This window comes from Bacillota bacterium, assembly GCA_040754675.1.
GTDB lineage: Bacteria > Bacillota > Limnochordia > Limnochordales > Geochordaceae > Geochorda.
This window is the reverse complement of the sequence record JBFMCJ010000783.1, coordinates 1-1,545: the sequence shown is the minus strand read 5'-3', so window position 1 is coordinate 1,545 and position 1,545 is coordinate 1. Positions and strand designations below refer to the sequence as shown.

Annotated in this window: 2 protein-coding genes; both read left to right on the top strand. The window is 68.5% G+C overall.

The features are described 5' to 3' along the window. A partial coding sequence (locus tag AB1609_23585) for a DDE-type integrase/transposase/recombinase (GenBank protein ID MEW6049417.1) occupies window positions 1–1,021 on the top strand: 1,021 nt, incomplete at its 5' end. A gap of 240 nt (window positions 1,022–1,261) precedes the next feature. Next, on the top strand, window positions 1,262–1,480 hold the full coding sequence (locus AB1609_23580; GenBank protein ID MEW6049416.1) for a hypothetical protein: 219 nt from the start codon (window positions 1,262–1,264) through the stop codon (window positions 1,478–1,480). Window positions 1,481–1,545: the final 65 nt, after the last annotated feature.

The window sequence follows — 1,545 nt, the reverse complement described above, 5'->3', positions numbered from 1 at the left end:
GGTGGCCCGGGTGGCCGTGCACCGGACCGGGCGGCCGCCCATCTATACCCGGGAGGTGAAGGAGGCGCTGGTGCGGGTGTGGACCATCCTGACCTTCCCGGCCGGCAAGCGGTTGGCGCCCTTTCTGCCGGAGGTGGTGCCCGTCCTGGAGCGCTGGGGGGAGCTGAGCCTCACCCCCGAGGTGCGGGAGCGGCTGCTGCGGATCAGCGCCGCGACGGTGGACCGGCTGCTGGCCCGGGAGCGCCAGCGGCTGCAGATCAAAGGGCGCAGTGGCACCAAGCCCGGCAGCCTGCTCAAAGGCGCCATCCCCATCCGGACCTTCGCCGAGTGGGACGACACGCGTCCGGGCTTTCTGGAGGTCGACCTGGTGGGCCACGACGGGGGCGACGCCCGGGGGGACTTCGCCCAGACCCTGGACATGGTCGACGTCGCCACCGGGTGGATCGAGACGGTGGCGGTGCGCAACAAGGCGCAGAAGTGGGTCGTCGACGCCCTCCAGCGCCGGCTGTTGGCTTTCCCCTTCCCCATCCTCGGTATCGACTCCGACAACGGGGCGGAGTTCATCAATGCGCAGCTCTTGCGCTTTTTCGAATCCCACCGGATCACCTTCACCCGTTCGCGGCCCTATCGCAAGAACGACAACGGCCACGTGGAGCAAGAGAACTGGTCGGTGGTGCGCCGCTACGTGGGCTACTTGCGCTACGATACGCCCCGAGCAGGTCGCGCGGCTCGACGCCCTCTACTCCCCGCTGCGGCTGTACACGAACTTCTTTCAGCCCGTCCAGAAGCTGGTGCGGAAAGAGCGGCACGGCGCCCGGGTGCGGCGCTTCTACGACGACCCCCAGACGCCGTACCACCGGGTGCTGGCCCATCCGGCCATCTCCGAGAAACGCAGGGCCGCCTTGCGCCGGCTTTATGCGACGCTGAACCCGGCCGAGTCGCGCCGCCGGATTACCGAGCTCCAGGACCAGCTGGCCGACCCGGTCGTGCGCGGCCAACACCCGGCCGAGGCATCCAGTGAGGCGCTCGGGTCCGGCTCACCCGGTCGGCTGGACCCGGGTTGAAATTGAAACGTCGGAACGCCGGCTCTCGCCTCCCGGTCGTCAGATCCGGCCGCTACCTCAGTCCGCTGGGCTCGACATCGCATGCAATGGCCCAGGCAAACCCCAAAAGCTCCCGGGCCACCGCGGTCGCGGCCACCGTCGTAGCCTTGGCGGCCAAGCTGGCTCGGATCGCCTTGGCGATGTGACGCTCGGGGCGATTGTTTGCGGGCATCCGTCCCGAGCTTTACGCCGCCAAGCTTGCCCTCCTCGACCGCCACGCGGCGCCCTATCCCACGGCCCAGGTCCTGACCTGGCTGGCCGAACGGATCGACCAGATACTCGACCGCAACCCGTACTCGGTCAAGCAGGGTCGGACGGGGAGCTCACCTCGAAGCAGCGGCTTGAGGAAAGGCCTTGACAGGGGATCATGCGTGTAGCTGCTCATCCCTTACCGGGGGGACGTAACCTACGTTCGTCGTGAACGGGGGGCGGCCTCGTTCAT